This window comes from Streptomyces virginiae (assembly GCF_000720455.1).
Taxonomy (GTDB): domain Bacteria; phylum Actinomycetota; class Actinomycetes; order Streptomycetales; family Streptomycetaceae; genus Streptomyces; species Streptomyces virginiae.
Window position 1 is genome coordinate 301,485 of the sequence record NZ_JOAK01000001.1, and the last position, 21,691, is coordinate 323,175.

The window sequence follows — 21,691 nt, forward strand, 5'->3', positions numbered from 1 at the left end:
GGGGCCGAGGTCGTAGACGCCCGGCCGCGTCCCGGCGGCCCGGGGCCCGGCCGCGTGGTCCACATCCCGGACCGGGCCACGGGTTGCACCCCTGTTGTATCTATGCTGTGCGCATGCCCGCCGCCACCAGCACCGCGACCGCCGCCGACCGCGTCTACCAGCACGTCAAGCACGGTGTGCTCGACCGGCGCTACGAGGGTGGGACCCTCCTCACCGAGGGCGAACTGGCCGAGGCGGTGGGGGTGTCCCGCACCCCGGTCCGCGAGGCGCTGCTGCGCCTGGAGACCGAGGGTCTGCTGAGGCTGTACCCGAAGAAGGGCGCCCTGGTCCTGCCGGTCTCCGCGCAGGAGATCAACGACGTCCTCGAAACCCGGCTGCTGGTCGAGGAGTTCACCGTACGCAAGGCGGTGCCGGCGCCACCCGGCCTGCTGGACCGGCTCGGAGCGCTGCTCGACGAGCAGCGCCGGCACGCCGCCGCGGGGGACCTCGCCGCGATGATGGCGGCGGACCGGGGCTTCCACGCCGAGATCGTGCGCAGCGCCGGGAACCAGATCCTGTGCCGCCTCTACGACCAACTCCGCGACCGGCAGCTGCGGATGGGCGTGGCCCTGCTGCACGCGCATCCCGACCGGCTGGAGCGGACGCTGGCCGAGCACGCCGAGATCCTGGACGCGCTGCGGGCCGGGGACGCCGGGGCGGCGGCCGCCGCGGTGCGCGGGCACATCGGCCGGGTCGAGTCGCTCGTGCGGGGACCGGGCCTGTGAGCGCCGGCTCGCCGAGCGCCGGGCCCGTGGGCGCCGGGCAGCTGAAGGACCCGCCGGGTGGCGGGAGGGCCGTCGCCGTCTGGTGCATCGGCGTCGCGGTCTACTTCGTCGCGGTGATCTTCCGTACCAGCCTGGGCGTGGCCGGCCTCGAAGCGGCGGACCGCTTCCACGTCGGCGCCTCCGCCCTGTCCACCTTCTCCCTGCTCCAGCTCCTGGTCTACGCGGGCATGCAGGTCCCCGTCGGCCTGATGGTGGACCGGCTCGGCACCAAGAAGGTGCTGACGCTGGGCGCGGTGCTCTTCACCACCGGGCAGCTCGGCTTCGCGCTGTCGCCCTCCTACGAGATGGCCCTCGCCGCCCGCGCGCTGCTGGGCTGCGGCGACGCGATGACCTTCATCTCCGTGCTGCGGCTCGGCACCCGCTGGTTCCCGGCCCGGCGCGGGCCGCTGATGGCGCAGCTGGCCGGGCTGGTCGGCATGGCGGGCAACCTCGTCTCCACCCTCGTCCTCGCGCCCGTCCTGCACGGGGTCGGCTGGACCGCGGCCTTCGCCGGCAGCGCGGTGGCCGGGCTGGTGGTGCTGGTGCCGCTGGTGCTGTTCCTGCGCGACCATCCGGAGGGCCACGAGCCGGCGCCGGCGGCGCGGACCGGCGGGGCGGGCTTCGTGCGGCGCCAGATCAGGGAGTCCTGGAGCGAACCCGGCACCCGGCTCGGCCTGTGGGTGCACTTCACCACGCAGTTCCCCGCGATGGTGTTCCTGCTGCTGTGGGGCATGCCCTTCCTGATCGAGGCGCAGGGGCTGACGCGGACCACCGCGGGCGGACTGCTGACGCTGGTCGTCGCCTCGAACATGGCGCTCGGGCTGGTCTACGGCCAGGTCATCGGCCGCCGCCAGTCCTCCCGGATACCGCTCGCGCTGGGGACGGTCGCCCTCACGGCCCTGCTCTGGGGGGCGGTCCTCGTCCACCCGGGCGGGCACGCGCCGATGTGGCTGCTGATCACCCTGTGCCTGGTGCTGGGCGGCTGCGGCCCGGCTTCGATGATCGGGTTCGACTTCGCCCGCCCCGCCAACCCGGCCGAACGCCAGGGCACCGCCTCCGGGATCACCAACATGGGCGGCTTCATCGCCTCGATGACGACCCTGCTGACGGTGGGCGTCCTGCTCGACGCCACCGGCGACGACTACCGCATCGCCTTCTCGACGGTGTTCGTGCTCGAAGCGCTCGGCGTCACCCAGATCCTGCGGCTGCGCCGCGCGGCACTGGCCCGCGAGGCGGCCCGCGGCCGCGTCACCGTCCCCGCGCAGGCACCCGCACCGGCGTCCGTACCGGCGCCCGCGCAGGTTTCCGTACAGGCGTCCGGCCCGGAGCCGGAACCGCGGCCGCGGTCCACCGCGTGTCCTCTGCCGGAAACAGCAGGGCGCGAGACGCCGTAGGCCGCGCCGCCCACCGTGGAGCGGCGGTCGGGAGGGGGTGCCGGAATGTGGACGAAGATCTCCGCCACCGCCGTGCCGGCGGTGGAGCGGTTCGACTGGTTCACCGACATCATCTCCAGCTCCCTGATGCCGACGGCCCTCAGCAGCGAGCGCTCCGCCGACTTCCAGGCGGACGCGGCCGTACTGGACCTCGGCGCCGCCCAGGTCTCGTCCTTCGAGTACTCCCACGTGCGCTCGCGGCGCACGCCCGCGCTCATCAGGCGCGGCGACCCAGAGCAGTACCACCTCGCCCTGCTGACCCGCGGCCGCATGTGGATGTCCCAGTGCGGCAGCGACGCGGAACTCTTCGCCGGCGACATGATCCTCTGGGACACCTCGCACCCCTTCGAGGCGGACTGCCACCCGGGCGAGGGCACGCTCAACGCGCTGGTCGTCCAGCTCCCGAGGACCGCGCTGCCCCTGCGCTCCGGCCGGACCGACCGGCTGCTCGGCCGGCGCATCGCCGCCGACAGCGGTATGGCGGCCGTCCTGGCAGGGTTCCTCTCCTCGCTCGCAGAACACGGCTCCACCTGCGGGCCGCAGGAGCTGCGCCGGCTCGGCGGCGTGGTGACCGACCTCGCCGCGGCCTGTCTCGCGCAACGCCTCGACAACTACGGGGAGCTGCCCGCGCAGACCCGCGCCCGAGTCCTGCGCGAGCGGATCGACGCCTTCATCGACCACAACCTCGCCGACCCGGCGCTCACCCCGGGCCTCATCGCCGCCGCGCACGGCATCTCCGTACGCGGCCTGCACCTGCTCTTCCGCGAGGAGCCCGAGAGCGTCGCGGCCACCGTCCGCCGGCGCCGCCTGGAACGCTGCCGCACCGACCTGGCGCGGCCCGAACTGGCCGGCCGCCCGGTCCACGACATCGCCGCCCGCTGGGGCTTCGCCAACGCCCCCGCCTTCAGCCGCGCCTTCCGCGCCGCCTACGCGATAGGCCCGGCCGAATTCCGCCGCGCGGCCGCCGCGGCCGTACGGCTGAGCCCCACCGCCTGAGCCGGATCACGCGGACGGGGGGCACGGGGTCAGGGGGTCACGGGGTCACGGAGAACTGCGTCAGGATGGCCTCCGCCAGCTGTGCGTCGCCCTCCACCTTCACCCGGTCGGCGACCGTGTGCGCCCGTACCCGGCCCGCCGCGAGCCGGACGTACGTCTCCCAGTCCATGGTCAGCGTCACCGCCGGGCCCAGCGACGGGGACTTGTCCACCGTGCCGCGGCCGTCCGCGTCCACCCGTACGGTCCGCATGAACTCCAGCTGCCCGTGCACGTCGATCACCACCGCCGAGTTCGCCGGGGCGCCCGCCCGCTTCGCCACCACCTTCGGCAGCCCGGACAGGAGGATGTCCCGCGCCACGTACGCACCCGGAGAGTCCCAGTTCCCCGGCGCCCCCAGCGCCCACCGCAGGTCCTGCTCGTGGATCCACACGTCGAACGCCCGCAGCCGCAGCGCGTGTTCCAGGGTCACCTGGTCGCCCAGCGGCCCGCGCACCATCGTGTCCGGATCCCGCTTCTCGTTGCGCAGCTGGCGCGCGCGGCGGATGACGGTGTACTCCAGCTCCGAGGTCATCTCCGGCGCGGTGTGGTGGCGCCGCACGTCGACCTGGACCTCCATGTACCGGCTGAACTCGTCCACCACGTGCCGCAGGTCCCGCGCCACCGTGTGGATCGGCCGGGGGTCGCCGAGCTGCTCGCATTCGATGCCGATGACGTGGGAGACGACGTCACGGACCGACCAGCCGGGGCACGGCGTCGCCCGGTTCCACTCGCCCTCCGTCAGGGGGAGGACCAGCTCGGATATCGCCTCGATCGAGTGCGTCCACGCGTCGGCATAGGGCTGAAGGCTGGGATGCGGATGGACGGTCAACGGGACCCCTCGCGGTGCTGTTCAGTGGCGTCGTTCAGTGGCGCGTTTCGGAAGCAGTGGACTCAGTTTCCAAAACTACGCTGCCTGTGAGCACCCCGGCAGTGCTTTCGTGTGACGATTCGTAGGCCCGAGTTGACGGCTTGAACGCCAGGACGGTGGTAGTGTGCGCGCCTCGTTGATCCAAATCGCAGTGAACGAGGGCGAGTCGGTGTCTTCCCGGCGCGCCCGTGCGGCCGATCTCGTACGGGAACAGGACGATTCCGATCTCGTCGTGCTGCCCGAGCTGTGGACGGTCGGTGCGTTCGCCTACGAGCAGTTCGAGACCGAGGCCGAGCCGCTGGACGGACCGACCTACGAGGCCATGTCCAAGGCGGCCCGCGACGCCGGGGTCTGGCTGCACGCGGGCTCGGTCGTGGAGCGCGCGGGCGACGGCTCCCTCTACAACACCGCCCTGGTCCTCTCCCCGGCCGGCGAGCTGGCCGCCACCTACCGCAAGATCCACCGCTTCGGCTTCGACCAGGGCGAGGCGGTCCTCATGTCCGCCGGCGACTCCCTGACCACGGTGGAGCTGCCGGAACAGACCCTCGGCATCGCCACCTGCTACGACCTGCGCTTCCCCGAACTGTTCCGGGGCCTGGTCGACGCCGGCGCGACCACGATGATCGTCGCCGCCGGCTGGCCCGCGCGCCGCCGCGCGCACTGGACGCTGCTCAGCCGGGCGCGCGCCGTCGAGGACCAGTCGTACGTCCTGGCGTGCGGGCTGGCCGGCACCCACGCGGGCGTCGAACAGGCCGGGCACAGCCTGGTGGTGGACCCGTGGGGCGAGGTCCTGGCGGAGGCGGGCCCCGGCGAGGAGGTCCTCACCGTGGACCTGGACCCGGCCAAGGTCGCCGACACCCGCTCGCAGTTCCCGGCCCTCAAGGACCGCCGCCTGGGCCGCTGACCCTCAGCCGGTCCAGACCCAGAGCCACACCGCGAGGGCGGTGGGGACGGGGCACGCCAGCGCGCCGAGGAGCAGCATCCGCGAGGACGCGGCCATCTCGCGGACGCGGGAAGTGCGGGCCAGGGCGGTGAGCGCGGCGGCCCCCGCCGGGATCAGGAGGAGCAGCGGGATCAGGCCGCCGAGGGGCTGCCCGGCCGCGGCGGTCCAGAGCAGCACGATGCAGGCGAGGCCGCCCACCAAGGAGACCGAAAGGGCGGTGAGCGCCCACAGCAGGCCCGCGAGCACGACGACGAGGGGGCGGTCCCTGCGGACCGGCGCGGAAGGCTGCCACGGACCGTAGAGTGCCGCGTGGGTGCTGGGGTTCACCGTGGGTTTCCTTCCGTGTTCGGCGGGGACGACCACGATCCTCGCCGCCGGCCCGCCGCCACCGCATGAGCGCGGATGCTCATCTTTCCGCGGGCCCGTACTCAGTCCCGCAGCCCCGCAGCCCCGCAGTCCCGCAGTCCCATCAGTCGCGCTGTCGCGCAGTCCCCGCTGTCCCGCTCACTCCGGGAGGGCGTCCTCCCGTTCCTTCTCGGCCATCCGGATCACGCACACCGCGACCGCCACCAGCAGCGCCGCGTCCGCGTCCTCCCGGACCACGTCCACCGCGTACGTCTCCCGCACCCGGTACCACTGCCGGGAGACGAGCGCGAGCAGCTCCCCGTCGTACTCGACCTTGAACTCCCGGTCCAGGATCCGTCCGCTGACGTCGAGCTCCGTGCCCTCCACCAGCGTCACGCGGAAGTGGTTGCGCAGCAGCGAGAAGCGCTTGCGGCGGATCACCGCGAGCCGCCGCTCGTCCCGCTCCAGGGTCATGGCGTCGCGGAAGGCGAAGAGCTTCTCCCGCAGGGTGATCACGATCCGGCCGTCCGGATCCTTCAGCTCCAGCGTGTCCCGGAAGCGCAGCGCCTTCCCGTCGACGAGGAAGGCGTGCCGCCCGTCCTCGTCCTCGATCCAGTAGTCGTCCCCGATGGCCAGCATTTTGTCCCGAACGAGGTATTTCATGCGCTGATCAGTGCCCGCGATAGGTTTCCCCCATGCCACTCCTCTACGTGACCGACCTGGCGTACCCCGCACGCGGCCGCCGATACTGCGACGAGGACATATTCCTCACCTCGCGCCTGCGCGAGCACTTCGCGCTGGCCCTGTGCCACCCCGCCGACGCGCGCGCCCTGATGCCCGGCTTCGACGCCGTGATCGTCCGCAACAGCGGCCCGGTCCTGCACTACCAGGAGGAGTACGACGCCTTCCGCGCGGCCGCCCTCGCCGCCGGCACGCCCGTCTACAACCCCCTCACCGGCCGTGCCGACATGGCCGGCAAGCAGTACCTCCTCGACCTGACGACCGCCGGCTACCCGGTCATCCCGACCGTCGACGACCCGGCCCGGCTCGCGGAACTGCCGCAGGCGCCCGAGTACGTCGTCAAGCCGAAGCAGGGCGCCGACTCCATCGGCCTCACCTTCACCGCGACACCGACCGGCCCGGCCGGGGCCGTGCTGATCCAGCCGCGCATCGACTTCACGTACGAGGTGTCCTTCTACTTCGTCGACGACGCCTTCCAGTACGCGCTCCACGCCCCCGACCCGGCCCGCCGCTGGGAGCTGCGCCCCTACGAACCGACCGGTGAGGACCTGGCCTTCGCCCGCTCCTTCGTCGAATGGAACACCCTCGGCCACGGCATCCAGCGCGTGGACGCCTGCCGGGCGCCCTCCGGCGAACTGCTCCTCGTCGAGCTGGAGGACCTCAACCCGTACCTGTCCCTCGACCTCGTGCCCGCGCACGTGCAGGACGCCTTCGTCACGGCCCTCACGGGATCTCTCCACTCCTTCCTCGGCTGATGTCAGTGCCGGGTGCCAGGCTCTTCCCATGGACAAGACGACGTTCTGGCAGCTGATCGAGACGGCCCGCGCGGACACGGCGGCGGACGCGGACACGGACGAGGACGCGGTGGCGCAGCGGGCGGGCGAGCTGCTCGCGGCCCGTCCGCAGGCGGAGATAGCCGCGGCCCAGCAGGTGCTGTGGGACCTGCTCGCGGAGTCCTACCGCAGCCCGCTCTGGGCCGCGGCCTACATGATCAACGGCGGCTGCTCGGACGACGGCTTCGACTACTTCCGCGGCTGGCTCCTCACGCAGGGCCGGACGGTCTTCGACGCCGCCCTGGCCGACCCGGACTCCCTCGCGGACCACCCGGCGGTCCGCGAGGCGGCCGCGGAGGGGCTGGAGCTCTGGGACGAGGACGCCCTCTCGATCGCGTGGACCGCCTACGAGAGCGCCACCGGCCGCGAGCTCCCGGCGGACTCCTTCACGATCAGCTACCCGCCCCTGGACCCGTCCTGGGACTTCGACTTCGACGACGCGGCCGAACTGGCGACCCGGCTGCCGCGGCTGAGCGCCCTCTTCGACTACTCGTAGCGGTACAGCAGGGATTCCCGTTCTTGCCGGCGGACGTCCTCGATGGTCAGACCGGGCATGTCCAGGTGGGCGAGGGTGATCTCGGCGGAGCTGGGGGCGGCGTCCTCGGCGAGCCACTGCTCGGGCTTCCACGCGCCGCTGCGCAGGAAGGCCTTCGGGCAGTGCTGGTAGGCCTCCTCGACCTCCACGACGATCGCGCTGCGCGGCGGCTTGCCGACGGCGGTCAGCTGCTCCAGCAGCCGCGGATCGGCGGAGACGCAGGCCCGCCCGTTCACCCGCAGCGTGGTGGTCCGGCCCGGGATGACGAAGATCAGCCCGGCCCGGCCCGTCTCCACGATGTTGTGGGCGGTGTCGAGCCGCTTGTTGCCGGTGGCGTCGGGGACGGCGAGGGTGAACTCGTCGAGGACGGCCACGAAGCCGGGCGGCCCGCCCCGGGGCGTCACGTCGCAGTGCCCGCCGGCCCCGGCGCTCGCGACGAACACCAGCGACGACCGCCCGATGACCGCGCGCGCGGCCTCGTGGATCCGGTCGACGGCCTTGCGCCGCGCCATCTCCCCCGGCTCCTCGTACAACTCCCGCAACTGCGCGGCGTCCCGCACGGCGCCGGCGTTCAAGGCCTCGAATGTCCGCCCCCTGGGCGGCCTGCTCCCCGTCACCCCCCGCACGCTACCCGCCTCCTAGAGGCCGCCCGTGTCGAGGTCGATCCCGAACGGCTCCGGCAGCCGCACGGACGTCCCGAACGGATGCGGCCCGTCGGCCTTGGTGTACCCCAGGCTCCCGGGCTCGGCGAACAGGGTGACGGACCGCTCCAGCCGGTCGACGAGCAGATAGAGCGGCGCCCCGTACTCGGCGTACCGCTTGCGCTTCACGACGCGGTCGGTCTCGGCGTTGGACTCGGACGTCACCTCGACGACGAGCAGCACCTGGTCCGGCAGCAGAGCGCCTCCGCCTTTCGCCAGTGCCTTGGGGACGACGGCCAGGTCAGGGGCGAACCAGTTGGATGAGCCAGGAAGGTCGAGGTTGCCCGACCCCGTGACGCAGTCCAGCTCCGACCCGAGGCCGAAGCTGGTCGCGGATCTCCTCCGCCGCGTTCTCGTGGTCCCAGCTCGGCGTCACGTGGGTGATGACCCCTTCGACGATCTCGGTGCGGTCTCCGCTGTGGTGCTGGATGGCGTACTTCAGCGCGCTCTCGGGGTCGATGCCTTCGCCGTAGTCGTGCGCGGTGGTCATTCCGGACGCCTCCCTTGCTTCCCGTGACCAGGCTCCCACGGGCTGTCGCTCCATGTCGTCACCCCGGCGGGGGCCCTGGCCCCGCAGGGAACGTCGTACCGGCGTGACGGGGCGTTCACGGGCGGATGGCAAGCTTGAAGGATGAACGATGCTGCCCCGGCGCCCACCCCCGCGCCCGCACCCCGCAAGCGTGCCCGTGTCCGTGCCCCCGAGCTGATCGGCAAAGGTGGCTGGCTGAACACCGGCGGGAAGGACCTGAGCCTCGCCGACCTGCGGGGACGCATCACGATCCTCGATTTCTGGACCTTTTGCTGCATCAACTGCCTGCACGTCCTCGACGAGCTGCGCGAGCTGGAGGAGAAGCACCGCGACACCGTCGTGATCATCGGGGTGCACTCGCCGAAGTTCGTGCACGAGGCTGACCACGCGGCAGTCGTCGACGCCGTCGAGCGCTACGAGGTCCACCACCCCGTCCTCGACGACCCCGAGCTCGCCACCTGGAAGCAGTACGCCGTGCGCGCGTGGCCCACGCTCGTCGTGATCGACCCCGAGGGGTACGTCGTCGCCCAGCACGCGGGCGAGGGGCACGCCCACGCCATCGCGAAGCTGGTCGAGGAGCTGGAGGCCGAGCACGGCGCCAAGGGCACCCTGCGGCGCGGCGACGGCCCGTACGTGGCGCCCGAGCCCGTCGCGAGCGACCTGCGCTTCCCCGGCAAGGCGCTGCTGCTGCCCAGCGGGAACCTCCTCGTCTCCGACTCCACGCGCCACCAGCTGGTGGAGCTGGCCGCCGACGGGGAGAGCGTCGTACGCCGCATCGGCAGCGGCGAGCGCGGTTTCGCCGGCGACAGCTTCAGCGAGCCGCAGGGGCTGGCGCTGCTGCCCGACGGCCGGGTGGTCGTCGCCGACACCGTCAACCACGCGCTGCGCGTCCTGGACCTGGAGACCGGGGCCGTCGAGACGGTCGCCGGCACCGGGCGGCAGTGGTGGCAGGGCTCGCCGACCTCCGGGCCGGCCCTCGAGGTGGACCTGTCCTCGCCGTGGGACGTGGCCTGGTGGCAGGGCAAGGTGTGGATCGCCATGGCCGGTGTCCACCAGCTGTGGACCTGGGACCCGGCGCAGGGGACCGTCGAGGTCGCCGCCGGCACCACCAACGAGGGGCTGCACGACGGTCCGGCCGCCGAGGCCTGGTTCGCCCAGCCGTCCGGGCTCGCCGCCGCCGGGGACCGGCTGTGGATCGCCGACTCCGAGACCAGCGCCCTGCGGTACGTCCACCCCACCGACACCGGCTACGCCGTCACCTCAGCCGTCGGCACCGGCCTGTTCGACTTCGGGCACCGGGACGGGGACGCCGCCCAGGCCCTGCTCCAGCACCCGCTCGGGGTGACCGCCCTGCCCGACGGCTCGGTCGCGGTGTGCGACACCTACAACCACGCGCTGCGCCGCTACGACCCCGCCACCGGCCAGGTCTCGACGCTGGCGACCGACCTGCGCGAGCCCAGCGACGCCGTGCTCGTCGGCGAGGACATCGTGGTCGTCGAGTCCGCCCGGCACCGCCTGACGCGGCTGCGGCTCCCGGAGGAGGCGGTACGGGTGGACGCGGTCGCCCACCGCACCCAGCGCGCCGCCACCGAGGTGGCGCCCGGCACGCTGCGCCTCGACGTGGTCTTCCGGGCCCCGAGCGGGCAGAAGCTCGACACCCGCTACGGGCCCTCCACCCGCCTGCTCGTCTCCTCGACCCCGCCGGAGCTGCTGGCGGGCGGCGAGGGCGCCGGCAGCGACCTGTTCCGCGAGCTGGCGCTGAACCCGGACGTCACCGAGGGCGTGCTGCACGTCTCGGCGATGGCGGCGTCCTGCGACGACGACCCGGCCAACGAGTACCCGGCCTGCCACGTCCACCAGCAGGACTGGGGCGTTCCCGTCCGTGTCACCGCCGACGGCGCCTCCCGGCTGCCCCTCGTCCTCGCGGGCATGGACGACGAGGGATAGCGGCGGGGGACAGCCGGGCGCACCCGCCTTCCTGGTGGGCTTCCCGGGGGGTCAGCCCTCCAGGAAGGCCACCAGGGCGTTGGCGAGGAGGTACGGGTCGTCCGCGCCGCACAGCTCGCGGGCGCTGTGCATCGAGAGGATCGCGACGCCGATGTCCACGGTCTGGATGCCGTGGCGGGCGGCCGTGATCGGGCCGATCGTCGTGCCGCACGGCATCGAGTTGTTGGAGACGAACGTCTGCCACGGGACGCCGGCCCGCTCGCACGCGGCGGCGAACACCGCGCGCCCGCTGCCGTCGGTGGCGTACCGCTGGTTGACGTTGACCTTCAGGATCGGGCCGGCGTTGGCCCGCGGGTGGTGGGTGGGGTCGTGCCGCTCACCGTAGTTGGGGTGCACGGCGTGCCCGGTGTCGGAGGACAGGCAGATGGTGCCGGCGAAGGCCCGGGCGCGGTCCTCGTAGGTGCCCCCGCGCGCGAAGACTGAACGTTCCAGCACGTTGCCCAGCAGCGGGCCGTCGGCGCCGGTGTCCGACTGCGAGCCGTTCTCCTCGTGGTCGAAGGCGGCCAGCACCGGGATGTGGTCGAGCTTCTCGGCGCCGGAGACGGCGGCCAGCGCGGCGACGCCCGCGTGCACGGACAGCAGGTTGTCCATCCGGGGGCCGGCCACGAGCTCGCGGTCGCGGCCCAGGTAGGCGGGCGGCTCGATCGAGTGGACCATCAGGTCCCAGCCGGCCACCGAGCCGTGTTCCAGGCCCTCTTCCTCCTCCAGGAAGGCGATGAGGTCGCCCTCGTGCGCTTCGCCGAGGCCCCAAATGGGCTGCATGTGCCGCTGCTTGTCGAGCTTGAGGCCGTCGCTGTTCACCGACCGGTCCAGGTGCACGGCGAGTTGGGGTACGCGCAGCAGCGCCCGGTCGATGTTGACGAGGCGCTCGGTGCCGTCGCGCAGGGTCAGCCGGCCGGCCAGGCCCAGGTCCCGGTCCAGCCAGGTGTTGAGCAGGGTCCCGCCGTAGATCTCGACCGCGATCTGCCGCCAGCCCTGTGAGCCCGTGTCGGGCAGCGGCTTGACCCGCAGGTTCGGCGAGTCGGTGTGGGCGCCGATGATGCGGAACGGGGTGTGGGCCGCGGCGCCTTCGGGGACGTACCAGGCGATGAGCGCGCCGCCGCGGAGCACGAACTTGCCCCCGGTGCCCGAATCCCAGGCGTCCGTCTCCGACAACTGCCTGAAGCCTGCCTTCTCCAGCCGCTCGGCCGCGTTGGCCACGGCGTGGTACGGCGACGGACTGGCCGTCAGGAAGGTCATCAGATCGTCGGTGTGGCCGCGGTCGAAGCGGGCGGGAGAGCTCATCGTATTTCCCTTGTGTGGAAGCCCCCGGCTTCAGCCGGGTGAGGAAACGCAGTTCCGGCTCGGAGCCTCGCCGCGGCGGATTGCCGAAGCGTGAGGCTGTGACCTGTGCTGGTGTTCGGATCGTGACCGACCGTAGCGTCGGCGGTGTGGGTGTTCCTTCCGCGCAGCGGTCGTGCAAGTACCGTTTCTATCCGACGGACGCGCAGGCCGTGGAACTGTCGTGGACGTTCGGGTGGCTGTGGCCGATGCGCCCGGTTTGGGGGGCCGCTCACGACCGGGACGGGAACGCCGCGACCGGACGTGCGGCCGCCGGGCCGGCTGTTGCCGCCCGTGGAGCGGGTGTCAGACCTCATCGTGAGTCCTCCTCTCGGTCGGGGCGGTCCGTGGCGCAACGGGACCCTCACGCGTGAGTGTGGGAATCCCCTCCGTCAGGGAGGGGAGGAAGCCGAGTGGTTCACCTTAACGAGGGTCGGGTTCCTGTTCGTCATGGCCGGACCGGGCGCGTTGCCGGGAGAACCGGCTCCGCGCCCGCGCGAGGAGGCACTCCCGCTGGTTCTCAGCCGGGCGGGCGGTCGAATCTGCGCTGCAGTTGCCTGCGCTCGCCCCGGCGGATGCGAGGGAGCATCTCCGGGGTCTGCGGGGAGCGCTGCGCGCGTCTCCTGCGTCCGGCGCAGAAGATACAGGCCTCGCCGGGGGGCGCGTCGGGGTCGATGGGGGCGCCGGGGTGCTCGGAGCAGCCCGAGGCGTTGCGCGGGCGGGACAGCTCGCGGGCCACGATGAAGGCGCGGTGCAGGTCGTCGGCGATGCGGACGAAGTCCTCGGCGGGGGAGGACAGGCCCAGGTGGAACCGCTGGTCCTCGACGGTGCGCAGGTGGGCGCGCAGCGCCTGGAGCGTGTACGGGCCGTCCGGTACGGGGTAGCCCAGGCGGCGCTGCTCGCCGGCGGGGGCGGCTCCGGGGCCGCCGCGGTGGCGCTGTCCGAGGCGTCGGCGGTCGTTGCAGATGAGGCAGCGGCCCCAGCCCTCGGGGGCCTCGGGGTCGAGGGCGCCGTTGGGGTGTTCGGGGCAGCCGGTGTAGCTCTTGGCGGGGGCCAGTCCGGCGGCCGTCTGGAAGGCCACGTACAGCGCGTCGGCGATGGTGTCGTACTCGGCGGGGTGGGCGCCGTCGTAGAGCTCGCGCAGGTGGTCGCCGAGGCTGCCCAGGCTCGCCTGCAGCTCCTTGAGGGCGTACGGCCGCCCGGTGGGGACGGAGTACCCCCTGCTGCCGTGCTGATCCTGTGGACTCATGCCTACGAGCGTCCCATGAACGACTGACATCGGGGAAAGCCGCAGTACAGGGCGCCGGTCAGGGCCCGTGCACGCGGCAGCGGCCGGGTCCCTGTGCGGGGGACCCGGCCGCTGTGCGTGTGCGGCGTGGCGGTGCCGGTGGTGGCGGCGGTGCCACGGGCGGGGGCGGCGCCTCCTAGAAGGCGGCCTCGTCGAGCTCCATGAGGGAGTTGTCGACGGACTCGGCGAGCCGGCGCTGGACCGAGACGCCCGGGAGGACCTCCGCGGCGAAGAACTTCGCGGCGGCGATCTTGCCGGTGTAGAAGGGGACGTCCTTCGCGGAGGCCGTCGCCAGCTTCTCGGCGGCCACGGCGGCGCCCTTGAGCAGCAGGTATCCGACGACCACGTCGCCGGAGGCCATGAGCAGGCGGGTGGTGTTCTGGCCGACCTTGTAGATGTTCTTGACGTCCTCGCCGGTGGCGGTGAGGTCGACGATCATCTGGCCGACGATGCCCTCGAGGTCCACGGCGGCCTTGGCGAGCGCGTCGCGGGCACCGGCCAGCTCCTCGCCGCCGACGGCCTCGGCCAGGAACTTCTTGATCGTCTCGGAGACGATGTTCAGCGAGGCGCCCTGGTCGCGGACGATCTTCCGGAAGAAGAAGTCCTGGCCCTGGATGGCCGTGGTGCCCTCGTACAGGGTGTCGATCTTCGCGTCGCGGATGTACTGCTCGATCGGGTACTCCTGCAGGTAGCCGGAGCCGCCGAAGGTCTGCAGGGACTGCGCGAGCTGCTCGTAGGACTTCTCCGAGCCGTAGCCCTTCACGATCGGCAGGAGCAGGTCGTTCAGGCCGATGAGGGAGGAGGCGTCCTCGCCGGCGGCCTGCTTGACCTGGATCTCGTCCTGGACGGTCGCGGTGTAGAGGACGAGGGCGCGCATGCCCTCGGCGTACGCCTTCTGCGTCATCAGCGAGCGGCGCACGTCGGGGTGGTGCGTGATGGTGACCTTGGGCGCGGTCTTGTCCATGAAGTTCGCCAGGTCCGGGCCCTGCACGCGCTCCTTGGCGTACTCCAGCGCGTTCAGGTAGCCGGTGGAGAGCGTGGCGATGGCCTTCGTGCCGACCATCATGCGCGCGAACTCGATGATCATGAACATCTGGCGGATGCCGTCGTGCTTGTCGCCGATCAGCCAGCCCTTGGCGGGGTGCTGGTCGCCGAAGGTCATCTCGCACGTGTTGGAGGCCTTGAGGCCCATCTTGTGCTCGACGTTCGTGGCGTAGACGCCGTTGCGCTCGCCCAGCTCGCCGGTCTCCCAGTCGAAGTGGAACTTCGGGACGAGGAAGAGGGACAGGCCCTTGGTGCCCGGGCCGTGGCCCTCGGGGCGGGCGAGAACGTAGTGGAGGATGTTCTCCTCCATGTCGTGCTCACCGGAGGTGATGAAGCGCTTCACGCCCTCGATGTGCCAGGAGCCGTCCTCCTGCTGGACGGCCTTGGTGCGGCCGGCGCCCACGTCCGAGCCGGCGTCCGGCTCGGTGAGGACCATGGTGGAGCCCCAGCGCTTCTCGACGGCGATCTGCGCGATCTTCTTCTGCGCCTCGTTGCCCTCCTCGTGGAGGACGCCGGCGAAGGCCGGGCCGGAGGAGTACATCCACACGGCCGGGTTCGAGCCGAGCAGGAGCTCCGCGTAGGCCCAGACGAGGGAGCGCGGGGAGACGGTGCCGCCGATCTCCTCCGGGATGCCCAGACGCCAGTACTCGGAGTCCATGAAGGCCTTGTAGCTCTTCTTGAACGAGGCCGGAACCGGCGCGGTGTTGGTCGCCGGGTCGAAGACGGGCGGGTTGCGGTCGGCGTCCGCGAAGGACTCGGCCAGCTCGTTCTCGGCGAGGCGGGCTATCTCGGACAGGACGCTCTTGGCGGTCTCGGTGTCCATCTCCTCGAACGGACCGGTGCCGTACTGCTGGTCGCGGCCGAGCACCTCGAAGAGGTTGAACTCGATGTCGCGGAGATTCGACTTGTAGTGCCCCATGGCGACGGCTCCGTTAAGGCTCGGGGAGACAGGTTCCTCGTACATACCAATCGGTAACGTCATGATGCTACCCGCGGGTAATAACGGCAACCCTCCGGTCCGCAGTGTGACCAGGGTCAAGCTCGCGCGGGGTGCCGAAGGCGCGGGATCCGTCCGGCAAGGGCCCCCGCCGGGCGGTGGTGGCCGGTACCGGCCGGTATGGGGCCGCCCGCTCGGTAGGGTGGGCCGCATGTACGGCTACGACCAGAACCCGGGTGCCCAGCAGCAGTACGCGCAGCAGCCCCCGCAGGGCTACGCGCAGCAGGCGCCGCCGCTGTACCCGGAGCCGTCCCCGCCCTCCCTCGCGGACGCCGTACGGGCCTTCACCACGGGGTCCATGTCCGCCGAGGACTTCCAGCAGGTCTTCGCCACCTCGAATGTCTACTGCCCGCGCGGCGAGACCCCCGGGTTCCTGGCGCTGCACAACACGCAGCAGCCGGTCATCCCCATGTTCACCACGCTCAAGGAGCTGCGCCGGTACGCCGGCAAGGAGTCCAAGTACTTCGTCATCACCGGCGCAGAGGTGATCGACCTGCTGCCGACCGGATACGGCTTCGTCCTCGACATGGAGGGCGACCACCGGATGGTCTTCGACGCCAAGGCGGTCGAGCAGATGGTCGACTTCGCCATGCGCCGCATGTACGGCTGATCGCCGTACGCCGTAGCCACGTGGGGGGCGGGCGCGATGCTGAGGGTGCACTTCACGGTCGAGGACCTGTTCAACGTCACCTTCGCCGGCGGGCCGCTGCCGATGGTGGAGCTGGCCATGGCGATGGTGGCCTGGCAGCGGACCGACGAGGCGGCGGTTTTCGGCCGCTGGCGGGCGCGCGTCGGCCAGGAGCTCCGCCCACAGCAGGTGCGGCCCCTGCTGGACCTGCTGCGCCCCGACGGTGACAACCCGCAGTTCGTCGAGCCGTACGCCCGCACCCTGGAGGAGGGCCTGGCCGCCGTACGGGCGGCCGCGCCGCTGCTGACCGGCGAACAGTTCGCCCGCGCCGCCGCCCGGGCACCCGGGCCGGACACCTGGCTGCGGGCGCTGTGGGGCCGGGACCGTGAGGCGTGGAACCAGCTCGACGGCGCGCTGACAGCGGCCCACGAGGGCGTGGTGGCCCCGTACTGGGCCCGGATCAGGCAGTCCTTCCAGGCGGACGTCGCCTGGCGCACCCGGCTGCTCGCCGCCCACGGAATCAGGGCCTGCCTGGCCAGTACGCACCCGGACGCCGCCTGGTCGGGCACCGTCCTGGAGGTCGACCGCCCGCCGCACTACGAGGTCCGCCTCGGCGGGCGCGGGCTCGTGCTGATGCCCTCGCCGTTCTGGACGGGCCGCCCGCTGGTGGCCGAGCACCCGGACGGGCCGCACGTCCTGCTCTACCCGGCGCTGACCCCGCTGCCGCTGACCTCCCCCGGCCCGGTCGAAGGCGCGCTCGACGCGCTGCTCGGCCGGACCCGGGCGGCGGTGCTCCAGAGGCTGGTGCAGCGGCGCACGACCACCGAGCTGGCCCGGGACCTCGACATCAGCCTCCCCTCGGTGTCCGAACACACCCGCACCCTGCGCGCGGCGGGCCTGATCACCACCGAGCGCGACGGCAAGGCGGTCCTGCACTCGGTGACGGGCCTGGGCGCGGACCTCCTCCACAGCGGCGGCTGACCGACGCTTCGGCCCTGCCCGAAAGGATCGCCGCCCCCGCCCCCGGCCCGCAGTATCGGTGCGGCGGGGGACCCACGGGGGAGTCCCCCGCCCCGTCACGAGGAGGCGGGCCGGTCGGGACACGCAGGTCGGAGCGGGAATGGCCCTCGGGGAATGCCCCCGGGGGCCACTCTGTTGTCGGGGGTGTGGCAGAAAGTTCGAGTTTCAACTAAACTCGGATCAGAAGGAGGTCCTGACCATGCCCGCAGTGACTGTTGAGAACCCGTTGACGCTTCCGCGCGTGGCCGAGCCGCAGGCGGTCGTCCCGCGCAAGGTGCTGGCCGTCGTCTCCGCTCCGAGTGGGTTCGAGGGTGAGGGATTCCCGGTGCGGCGCGCGTTCGCCGGGATCAACTACCAGTACCTCGACCCGTTCATCATGATGGATCAGATGGGCGAGGTGGAGTACGCGCCGGGCGAGCCGAAGGGCACTCCCTGGCATCCGCACCGCGGCTTCGAGACCGTCACGTACCTGATCGACGGAACCTTCGTCCACCAGGACACCAACGGCGGCGGCGGCACCATCAACGGCGGCGACACCCAGTGGATGACCGCCGGTTCGGGCCTGCTGCACATCGAGGCCCCGCCGGAGTCCCTCGTCGTCAGCGGCGGGCTCTTCCACGGCCTCCAGCTGTGGGTGAACCTGCCGGCCTCCGACAAGATGATGCCCCCGCGCTACCAGGACATCGGCGGCGGCAAGGTCACCCTGCTGTCCACCCCCGACGGCGGCTCCCTGCTCCGCGTCATCGCGGGTGAGCTCGACGGCCACGAGGGCCCCGGCATCACCCACACGCCCATCACGATGATCCACGCGACCGTCGCGCCCGGAGCGCAGATCACCCTGCCGTGGCGCGAGGACTTCAACGCCCTGGCGTACGTGATGGCCGGGCGCGGGTCGGTCGGCGAGGACCGCCGCCCCTTGCACACCGGGCAGACGGCCGTCTTCGGCGAGGGCGGATCGCTCACGGTGCGGGCGGACGAGTCCCAGGACTCCAACGCCCCGGACCTGGAGATCGTCCTCCTCGGCGGGCGCCCGATCCGGGAGCCGATGGCGCACTACGGGCCGTTCGTCATGAACAGCAAGCACGAGCTCCAGCAGGCCTTCGACGACTTCCAGGCGGGCCGCCTGGGCCGCATCCCCACCACGGCCCGCACGGGCCTCGGCCACCGCGGCACGGGCGAGGCCGCGCAGGACTGACGCCCCGCGACAGCGGCACGGGCCGCGCCCCCGGACCGGGGGCGCGGCCCGTGCCGCTGTCGGCTTCCCGTCAGGCGGGCTCCACGGGCTGCGGCTGCGCACCCGGTTCCGCCTCGGCGTCGGCGTAGCGGGCGCGCAGTTCCGAGATCACGCCGAAGAGCGCCGCGGTCAGGGGGACCGCGAGGAGCATTCCGAGGATGCCGGCGACGCTCGCCCCGGCGGTGATGGCCAGCATCACCACGGCCGGGTGCATCTGCACCGTGCGGCTCTGCACCACGGGCTGCAGCACGTACCCCTCGATCATCTGGACCAGCAGCACCAGGCCCAGCGCCCACAGGCCGATGACCCAGCCGCGGTCGGCGAAGGCCACCAGGACCGCGACGGCGCCCGAGAGGATGGCGCCGAGGTAGGGGATGTAGGCCGTCACGAAGACCAGGGCGGCCAGACCCAGCGCGCCCGGCACGTCGAGGACCAGCAGCCCCGCTCCGATCAGCACGCCGTCGATCAGGGCCACGAAGGTGGTGCCGCGCATGAAGCCCTCGACGGCCTCGAAGGCGCGCCGCCCCATCGCCTCCATCAGGTCGCCGGAGCGGCTCGGCACGATCGAGCGCAGCGCGCCCACGGCCCGGTCGGAGTCGCGCAGGAAGAAGAAGATCAGCACCATCGCGAGCAGGACCATCGCCAGCATGGAGCCCACCACGCTGAGTCCGGCGACCACGCCGGAAGCGGCCGTGCCGCCGAACTTCGCCAGCAGGTCCTTGGAGTTCGAGGTGATGTCCTCCAGCGAGGTGCCCACCGCCCCGAAGTGCTCGGCGAGGGTCTGGCCGGCCCGCCGCAGCGCGTCGACGATCTGGTCGCCGGTCTCGATGAGCGCGAGGACGACGACGTACGAGGCCCCGCCGACGACGGCGACCACGGCCAGGCAGGTCAGCACCGCGGCCAGCGACCGGTTCACGCCCATGCCCACCAGCCGCCGGTGCATCGGCCCGAGCAGGGCCGTCCCGAGCACGGCCAGCAGTACGGGCGTGACGGCGGTCTGGAAGACGGTGCACAGCCATACGCCGACGGCGAGGACCGCGGTGACCAGCAGGACGACGGCGCACCAGGCGGCGAGCCGCCGCACCGGTTCGGGGAGCAGGGAGTTCGGCACGGCGTCATCCAACCACGGGGCGCCGCGGCGGCCCCGGCCGTACCGCCCTAGGGGGCGTCCGGCCGCTTGGACTGCTCGTACAGCTCGAACCAGATCGACTTGCCCTCACCGCGCGGGTCCACGCCCCACGCGTCGGCCAGCATCTCCGTCAGCAGCACCCCGCGGCCGCTGGAGGCCATCTCGCCCGGGTGCCGCTTGTGCGGGAGTTCGTCGCTGGAGTCCGCGACCTCCACGCGCAGCCGGCGCTCGCCCAGCTCGCCCACCGCCTCCGCGACCAGCAGGGCGTCGCCGTCCGTGTGCATGAGGACGTTGGTGACCATCTCGGAGACCATCAGGACCGCCGAGTCGACCTGTTCCTCGTCGGCCCAGTCGTGCAGCAGCTCCCGGACCTGCCGGCGCGCGCCGGCGATGCGTTCCGGTTCCGCCTGGGCCACGGTCAGCATCGTGCGGCGGGCCGGGCGGACCGGGTGCGCCGGCAGGGTGCCGCAGCCGCAGCCCGCGCCCTCGCGGCACAGCAGGACCACGGCTATGTCGTCCTCGCGGCGGTCGGCGAGCGGGCCGGTGGTGTGGTGCGAGGACGGCCCGTGCACGGCCTGCACCAGCAGGTCCGCCAGCGTCTCCAGGTGTCCGGGCTCATGGCCGCCGGCCTCATGCGTGTCGGCCTCCAGGACGGCGCGCAGCCGGGCCCAGCCGGTGTCCAGGTCGTGCCCGCCGGTCTCGATGAGCCCGTCGGTGCACAGCATCATCGTCTCGCCGGGCTCCAGCGTGAACCGGGTCGTCGGATAGTCGGTGTCGGGGACGATCCCGAGGGGGAGCCCGCCGGCGGTGGGCCGCATCAGCACCGTGCCGTCGGTCATCCGCACCGCGGGGTCGGGGTGGCCGGCGCGGGCCACCTCCAGCGTTCCGGTCTCCGGGTCGCACTCCACGTACAGGCAGGTCGCGAACCGAGGGCTCTGCGCGTCCGGGTCCTCCTCCGCGGGGGACTCCTGGGAGGCGCACAGCCCGGCGAGGAAGCGGGAGGCACGCGAGAGCACCGCGTCCGGCCGGTGCCCCTCGGAGGCGTACGCCCGTACGGCGATCCGCAGCTGGCCCATCAGGCCGGCCGCCCGGACGTCGTGGCCCTGCACGTCGCCGATGACCAGCGCGAACCGGCCCGACGGCAGCGGGATCATGTCGTACCAGTCGCCGCCGACCTGGAGGCCGCCGCCGGTGGGGACGTAGCGTGCGGCGATCCGCATGCCGGGGATCTCCGGGCCGAGCTGCGGCATCATCGACCGTTGCAGGCCCGTGGTGAGTTCCCGCTCGGATTCGGCCACCCCGGCCCGCTGGAGCGCCTGGGCCAGCATCCGGGCCACGGTCGTCAGGACGGACCGCTCGTCGGGCGAGAAGGACGCCGGCTGCTTGAAGGCGGCCATCCAGGCGCCCATGGTCCGTCCGGCGACGATCAGCGGCAGGAAGGCCCAGGACACCCGGTCGAAGCGCTGAGCGAGCGGCCAGGTGGCCGGGAAGCGCCGTTTGTAGTCCTCGGGGGTGGGCAGGTAGATCGCCCGGCCGGTCCGGACGACCTCCGCGGCCGGGTAGTCCGTCTCCAGCAGCATGTCCGTGAAGGGGCCCTCGTCCCCTGCGTCGTGCCCGTGGTGCCCGATGACGGACAGCCGGTCCCCGGCCACGCCGAAGACGGCGAGCCCGTCGGGGTTGAAGCCCGGCATGGACAGCGAGGCCGCGACCCGCAGCACCTCCGCCGTGGACCGGGCCTCCGCCAGCGCCCGGCCCGCGTCCAGCAGGAAGGCCTCGCGCGAGCGCCGCCAGTCGCCCGTGATGGGCGTGTGGACGGCGGTGGTGCCCGGCTGGGGCTCGGCGATCTCCTGGATGGTGCCGATCAGCTCGTAGTCCAGGCTCCCGTCGGCCGACCACCTCTCCAGGGGCTTGGAGCGGCTGCGCACGGTCCGCAGGACGCGGCCGTCCACGTCCATGATCCGCAGCCGGGCCTCGGCGAGGGTGCCCTCGGCGACGGCCAGGTTCACGATCCCGTTGATCTCGTTCCAGTCCACCGGGTGGAAACGGGACCGTACGGCGACCTCCGGCAGGACCACCGGCTCGGCGGGCAGCCCGAGGAGCCGGGCGGCCTCCCCGTCGAGGGAGACCGTCCCGGAGGCGTTGTCCCATCTCCACAGACCCGTCGCGACGGCGGCCAGGACATCCTCGGTGCGCACCCGGTCATCTTTACAGGTCGCATCCGGTACGTGCCTGTTCGCGCATTGTCGGCCCGCTTTGCG

The 21,691-nt window shown here is 72.4% G+C and carries 20 protein-coding genes and 1 pseudogene; 11 read left to right on the forward strand and 10 right to left on the reverse strand.

Going from position 1 to position 21,691, the window contains the following annotated elements:
* The first annotated feature begins 113 nt into the window (after window positions 1-113).
* The 3 genes from IG86_RS0101445 to IG86_RS0101455 are packed head-to-tail and all read left to right on the forward strand — an operon-like array spanning window position 114 to window position 3,232.
* Window positions 114-764: a GntR family transcriptional regulator gene (locus IG86_RS0101445; RefSeq protein WP_030817245.1), complete on the forward strand. Its 651-nt coding sequence runs from the start codon at window positions 114-116 to the stop codon at window positions 762-764.
* Window positions 761-2,197 (forward strand): MFS transporter, encoded by a 1,437-nt coding sequence (locus IG86_RS0101450; protein ID WP_078905765.1) that lies wholly within the window; start codon window positions 761-763, stop codon window positions 2,195-2,197. Before IG86_RS0101445 ends, IG86_RS0101450 begins: the two co-directional genes overlap by 4 nt.
* 45 nt (window positions 2,198-2,242) lie before the next feature.
* Window positions 2,243-3,232: an AraC-like ligand-binding domain-containing protein gene (locus IG86_RS0101455; RefSeq protein WP_063761484.1), complete on the forward strand. Its 990-nt coding sequence runs from the start codon at window positions 2,243-2,245 to the stop codon at window positions 3,230-3,232.
* 37 nt (window positions 3,233-3,269) lie between these two features.
* Here IG86_RS0101455 and IG86_RS0101460 read toward each other — a convergent pair whose 3' ends face one another.
* Complete coding sequence (locus IG86_RS0101460) at window positions 3,270-4,100, reverse strand: maleylpyruvate isomerase family mycothiol-dependent enzyme (protein WP_030817251.1); 831 nt, start codon at window positions 4,098-4,100, stop codon at window positions 3,270-3,272.
* Window positions 4,101-4,263: 163 nt separating this feature from the next.
* Between IG86_RS0101460 and IG86_RS0101465 the strand changes: the two genes are divergently transcribed.
* A complete protein-coding gene (locus IG86_RS0101465; protein ID WP_030647720.1) occupies window positions 4,264-5,043 on the forward strand; it encodes a carbon-nitrogen family hydrolase in 780 nt (259 codons plus the stop codon).
* A gap of 3 nt (window positions 5,044-5,046) precedes the next feature.
* Here the strand turns inward: IG86_RS0101465 and IG86_RS0101470 are convergent, their stop codons facing one another.
* A complete protein-coding gene (locus tag IG86_RS0101470) occupies window positions 5,047-5,409 on the reverse strand; it encodes a hypothetical protein (protein WP_037847085.1) in 363 nt (120 codons plus the stop codon).
* Window positions 5,410-5,586: 177 nt separating this feature from the next.
* Complete coding sequence (locus IG86_RS0101475; RefSeq protein WP_030894102.1) at window positions 5,587-6,090, reverse strand: LURP-one-related/scramblase family protein; 504 nt, start codon at window positions 6,088-6,090, stop codon at window positions 5,587-5,589.
* 32 nt (window positions 6,091-6,122) lie between these two features.
* Here IG86_RS0101475 and IG86_RS0101480 point away from each other — a divergent pair, with 32 nt between their 5' ends.
* Window positions 6,123-6,923, forward strand: a complete 801-nt coding sequence (locus IG86_RS0101480) for an ATP-grasp domain-containing protein (RefSeq protein WP_030894105.1) — start codon at window positions 6,123-6,125, stop codon at window positions 6,921-6,923.
* A gap of 28 nt (window positions 6,924-6,951) precedes the next feature.
* The gene (locus tag IG86_RS0101485; protein ID WP_030894106.1) at window positions 6,952-7,497 is read left to right on the forward strand and encodes a DUF4240 domain-containing protein; all 546 of its coding nucleotides are present in this window, start codon (window positions 6,952-6,954) and stop codon (window positions 7,495-7,497) included.
* Here IG86_RS0101485 and IG86_RS0101490 read toward each other — a convergent pair.
* Together IG86_RS0101490 and IG86_RS38265 are read right to left on the reverse strand one after the other, a co-directional pair.
* Window positions 7,488-8,111: an MSMEG_1061 family FMN-dependent PPOX-type flavoprotein gene (locus IG86_RS0101490; protein WP_324610389.1), complete on the reverse strand. Its 624-nt coding sequence runs from the start codon at window positions 8,109-8,111 to the stop codon at window positions 7,488-7,490. The genes IG86_RS0101485 and IG86_RS0101490 overlap by 10 nt on opposite strands.
* A 63-nt stretch (window positions 8,112-8,174) precedes the next feature.
* A pseudogene (locus tag IG86_RS38265) lies at window positions 8,175-8,727 on the reverse strand (Uma2 family endonuclease).
* A 141-nt stretch (window positions 8,728-8,868) separates the two neighbouring features.
* On the opposite strand from IG86_RS38265, the gene IG86_RS0101500 reads away from it, so the two are divergent.
* Window positions 8,869-10,713 (forward strand): NHL domain-containing thioredoxin family protein, encoded by a 1,845-nt coding sequence (locus tag IG86_RS0101500; RefSeq protein ID WP_030894108.1) that lies wholly within the window; start codon window positions 8,869-8,871, stop codon window positions 10,711-10,713.
* Window positions 10,714-10,764: 51 nt separating this feature from the next.
* Here the strand turns inward: IG86_RS0101500 and IG86_RS0101505 are convergent, their stop codons facing one another.
* A complete protein-coding gene (locus tag IG86_RS0101505) occupies window positions 10,765-12,057 on the reverse strand; it encodes a M18 family aminopeptidase (RefSeq protein WP_030647744.1) in 1,293 nt (430 codons plus the stop codon).
* Window positions 12,058-12,203: 146 nt separating this feature from the next.
* On the opposite strand from IG86_RS0101505, the gene IG86_RS45675 reads away from it, so the two are divergent.
* Entirely contained in the window at window positions 12,204-12,467 is a 264-nt protein-coding gene (locus IG86_RS45675; protein WP_469999756.1) for a helix-turn-helix domain-containing protein, read from the forward strand.
* Window positions 12,468-12,613: 146 nt separating this feature from the next.
* On the opposite strand, the gene IG86_RS0101510 is transcribed toward IG86_RS45675, so the two are convergent.
* Window positions 12,614-13,342 (reverse strand): hypothetical protein, encoded by a 729-nt coding sequence (locus tag IG86_RS0101510; RefSeq protein ID WP_030817276.1) that lies wholly within the window; start codon window positions 13,340-13,342, stop codon window positions 12,614-12,616.
* Between the two features lie 175 nt (window positions 13,343-13,517).
* Window positions 13,518-15,344: an acyl-CoA dehydrogenase gene (locus tag IG86_RS0101515; RefSeq protein ID WP_030894111.1), complete on the reverse strand. Its 1,827-nt coding sequence runs from the start codon at window positions 15,342-15,344 to the stop codon at window positions 13,518-13,520.
* Window positions 15,345-15,573: 229 nt separating this feature from the next.
* On the opposite strand from IG86_RS0101515, the gene IG86_RS0101520 reads away from it, so the two are divergent.
* The 3 genes from IG86_RS0101520 (at window position 15,574) to IG86_RS0101530 (ending at window position 18,265) form a co-directional block, all read left to right on the forward strand.
* Entirely contained in the window at window positions 15,574-16,032 is a 459-nt protein-coding gene (locus IG86_RS0101520; RefSeq protein ID WP_030894114.1) for an SseB family protein, read from the forward strand.
* 36 nt (window positions 16,033-16,068) lie between these two features.
* Window positions 16,069-17,031 (forward strand): ArsR/SmtB family transcription factor, encoded by a 963-nt coding sequence (locus tag IG86_RS0101525; protein ID WP_030817282.1) that lies wholly within the window; start codon window positions 16,069-16,071, stop codon window positions 17,029-17,031.
* Between the two features lie 238 nt (window positions 17,032-17,269).
* Window positions 17,270-18,265: a pirin family protein gene (locus tag IG86_RS0101530; RefSeq protein ID WP_030742353.1), complete on the forward strand. Its 996-nt coding sequence runs from the start codon at window positions 17,270-17,272 to the stop codon at window positions 18,263-18,265.
* A 70-nt stretch (window positions 18,266-18,335) separates the two neighbouring features.
* Here IG86_RS0101530 and IG86_RS0101535 read toward each other — a convergent pair whose 3' ends face one another.
* Window positions 18,336-19,415, reverse strand: a complete 1,080-nt coding sequence (locus IG86_RS0101535; protein ID WP_030817285.1) for an AI-2E family transporter — start codon at window positions 19,413-19,415, stop codon at window positions 18,336-18,338.
* Window positions 19,416-19,462: 47 nt separating this feature from the next.
* Window positions 19,463-21,628: an ATP-binding SpoIIE family protein phosphatase gene (locus IG86_RS0101540; protein ID WP_030817287.1), complete on the reverse strand. Its 2,166-nt coding sequence runs from the start codon at window positions 21,626-21,628 to the stop codon at window positions 19,463-19,465.
* Window positions 21,629-21,691 lie beyond the last annotated feature (63 nt).

What these genes read in the sequence shown, in the direction of transcription:
- IG86_RS0101445 (WP_030817245.1), top strand. Translation starts at nt 114, where the DNA reads ATGCCCGCCGCCACCAGCACCGCGACCGCCGCCGACCGCGTCTACCAG.
- IG86_RS0101455 (WP_063761484.1), top strand. Translation starts at nt 2,243, where the DNA reads ATGTGGACGAAGATCTCCGCCACCGCCGTGCCGGCGGTGGAGCGGTTC.
- IG86_RS0101475 (WP_030894102.1), bottom strand. Translation starts at nt 6,090, where the DNA reads ATGAAATACCTCGTTCGGGACAAAATGCTGGCCATCGGGGACGACTAC.
- IG86_RS0101480 (WP_030894105.1), top strand. Translation starts at nt 6,123, where the DNA reads ATGCCACTCCTCTACGTGACCGACCTGGCGTACCCCGCACGCGGCCGC.
- IG86_RS0101485 (WP_030894106.1), top strand. Translation starts at nt 6,952, where the DNA reads ATGGACAAGACGACGTTCTGGCAGCTGATCGAGACGGCCCGCGCGGAC.
- IG86_RS0101500 (WP_030894108.1), top strand. Translation starts at nt 8,869, where the DNA reads ATGAACGATGCTGCCCCGGCGCCCACCCCCGCGCCCGCACCCCGCAAG.
- IG86_RS0101505 (WP_030647744.1), bottom strand. Translation starts at nt 12,057, where the DNA reads ATGAGCTCTCCCGCCCGCTTCGACCGCGGCCACACCGACGATCTGATG.
- IG86_RS0101510 (WP_030817276.1), bottom strand. Translation starts at nt 13,342, where the DNA reads ATGAGTCCACAGGATCAGCACGGCAGCAGGGGGTACTCCGTCCCCACC.
- IG86_RS0101515 (WP_030894111.1), bottom strand. Translation starts at nt 15,344, where the DNA reads ATGGGGCACTACAAGTCGAATCTCCGCGACATCGAGTTCAACCTCTTC.
- IG86_RS0101520 (WP_030894114.1), top strand. Translation starts at nt 15,574, where the DNA reads ATGTACGGCTACGACCAGAACCCGGGTGCCCAGCAGCAGTACGCGCAG.
- IG86_RS0101525 (WP_030817282.1), top strand. Translation starts at nt 16,069, where the DNA reads ATGCTGAGGGTGCACTTCACGGTCGAGGACCTGTTCAACGTCACCTTC.
- IG86_RS0101530 (WP_030742353.1), top strand. Translation starts at nt 17,270, where the DNA reads ATGCCCGCAGTGACTGTTGAGAACCCGTTGACGCTTCCGCGCGTGGCC.